Consider the following 1495-nt stretch of genomic DNA (forward strand, 5'->3'; position numbering starts at 1 on the left):
GCCCAGCGGCGGGTCACCGACAGCCACTCCCGGCCCACGGTGCCGGTGATCAGCGCGGCGACCCCGTAGGCGAACGGCACGATCATGCCGATGTATCCGGCGTACAGCAGCGGCGGGTGAAGCCCCATCGCGGCGTGCTCCCGCAGCAGCGGGTTCGGGCCGGGCCCGTCCGAGGGCACGGGGCTCACCGGGCGGAACGGGTCGGCGGCGAAGGAGGTGAGGGCGAAGAAGAACACCGCGACCACGCTCAGCACGGTCGCCGCGTACGCGTGCAGCGGCGCCGGCCGGGCGGGTATCCGCCACGCCAGCAGCGCCCCGAACGCCCCGGTGATCAGCAGCCACAGCAGCAGCGAACCGTCGAGCGCGGCCCAGAGGCTGGTGACGGTGAAGTAGAGCGGCACGTCCCGGCCGCCGTTGGCGGCCACGTACCCGACGCCGAAGTCGTGCGCCACCAGCGCCCACACCAGCAGCCCGTTCGCCGCCGCGCCCGCCCCGAAGGTGATCCACCCGGCGGCCCGCGCCGGGGCCGTTCCCCGGCCCGACAGCGCGACCCGCAGCCACAGCAGCGCGGTACACAGGGCGGCGACCATCCCGCCGGCGAGGCAGGCGTGCCCGAGCGGCCCGATCACCGGACCTCCCCCGCGGCCCGGTATTCGTTGGAGTGCTTGACCGCGACCTGGTCGCAGCGCAGGGTCCCGTCGCCGCCGAGCACGCCCTCCACCACGGCGTCCTGCCCCTCCCGGAAGGTGTCCGGCAGGGCGCCGCGCACCACGACGGGCACCTGGTGCCTGCCGTCGGACAGGCGGAACCGGGTCAGTTCGCCCGTGGCGCCGACCGAACCGGGAACCACCTCTCCCTCCAGCCTCATCCGCTGCCCGGCGGCGTTCACGGCGCCGGCCGCGCTCGGCGTGCGGTAGTAGACGAGGGTCCCCTGCAGCCCGGCGACCACCAGGAGGGCGAGACCGGCGAGGGAGATCGAGACCAGGAGCAGTACGGCACGGCGCCGACGCCGCGGTTCGGGCGTCCCGCTCACCGGCGGTCCCGGCGTTCCCGCGCCGGGCTGGTCCACCACCCGAAGGCCGCCAGGGTGAGCCCGGTCAGCGCGAACCCGGCGAGCACGGCCGCCCAGCCGGTCATCGCCGGGCCCCGGTCAGGACCGGCACCCGGCGGGACGGCCGGGCGGAACGCTCCAGGATCGCGACCCGCCGCAGGAAGAGCCACGCCGCGGCGGCGGTGAACGCGGCGACGGCCAGGGTCAGTGCCGCGAGCATCACCGGGTCGATCGGGGGATGCGGATCCGGGGCCAGCAGGGTGGCGGGCTGGTGCAGCGAGCGCCACCACACCACGGAGAAATGCACCAGGGGTACCAAGGCGAACCCGCCGATTCCGGCGAAGGCGGAGCGGCGGGCGGCGGTGCGCGGATCGACGCACGCCCGCCGCGCGGCGAGGTACCCGGCGTAGACGAGCAGCAGCAGCGCGGTGCTCACCACCCGGG

1 protein-coding gene and 2 pseudogenes are annotated in these 1495 nt (G+C 75.7%); all 3 read right to left on the minus strand.

Annotation, left to right across the window (positions count from 1 at the left end):
- Nucleotides 1-629 (minus strand): annotated as a pseudogene (locus tag FNH05_RS37225) (hypothetical protein); the annotation flags it as partial.
- Nucleotides 626-1033 carry a cytochrome c maturation protein CcmE gene (locus tag FNH05_RS37230; protein WP_186382943.1) on the minus strand — a complete coding sequence of 136 codons (408 nt, stop codon included), beginning with the start codon at nt 1031-1033 and terminating at the stop codon, nt 626-628. The pseudogene FNH05_RS37225 and the gene FNH05_RS37230, both read right to left, overlap by 4 nt.
- A 100-nt stretch (nt 1034-1133) precedes the next feature.
- A pseudogene (locus FNH05_RS37235) lies at nt 1134-1495 on the minus strand (hypothetical protein); the annotation flags it as partial.

Source organism: Amycolatopsis rhizosphaerae, from assembly GCF_007713715.1.
Taxonomy (GTDB): Bacteria; Actinomycetota; Actinomycetes; order Mycobacteriales; family Pseudonocardiaceae; genus Amycolatopsis_E; species Amycolatopsis_E rhizosphaerae.